1 pseudogene is annotated in these 560 nt (G+C 53.5%); it reads right to left on the bottom strand.

Annotated features, from left to right (window positions below):
• Positions 1-449: pseudogene (locus tag FDX22_RS00425) on the bottom strand (porphobilinogen synthase); the annotation flags it as partial.
• Positions 450-560 lie beyond the last annotated feature (111 nt).

The following is a 560-nucleotide window of genomic DNA, read 5'->3' as shown; positions in this document are numbered from 1 at the left end:
GATTGGCCAGGGTTAAATCGTTATCCACGCCGTGCTCGCATAATACGCCGCAGTGACCGTGCGAGGTGTATTCACAGAAGCAGGTATCGGACATGACAATCATTTCCGGCACGGTCTGCTTACAGATACGCGACATGCGNTGACATGCGCGCCACCAGTCCGTCTTCTTTCCAGGCATCGCTGCCGGTGTCATCGGTATGGTGGGAAATACCAAAGGTCATCACCGAGCGGATACCGGCGTTGGCAATGCGTTCGATTTCGCGTGCCAGATGTTTCTCTGGAATGCGCATCACGCCGGGCATGGCCTCGATGGCTTTGTAATCGTCGAGTTCTTCTTCAACAAAGATCGGCAACACCAGGTCATTTAAGCTGAGTGTTGTCTCTTCAAACATGGCGCGCAGCGCAGGGGATTTGCGCAGGCGGCGAGGGCGTTGGATTAGGTCTGTCATGGTATGCCTGATGTTTGTGAAATCGAAGGCCGTAGTATACCCGAACCTGAGGGCGGGTGGTTTACGAAAGTTGGCTTTATATTTGGATTTCCCGTGGCGAAAGGCTGAATC

The sequence above is a fragment of the Citrobacter sp. TBCS-14 genome, from assembly GCF_005280805.1.
In the GTDB taxonomy this organism is placed as follows: Bacteria; Pseudomonadota; Gammaproteobacteria; order Enterobacterales; family Enterobacteriaceae; genus Citrobacter; species Citrobacter gillenii.
Note: the sequence above shows the minus strand (reverse complement) of the source record. Positions and strands in the feature narration are given on the sequence as shown.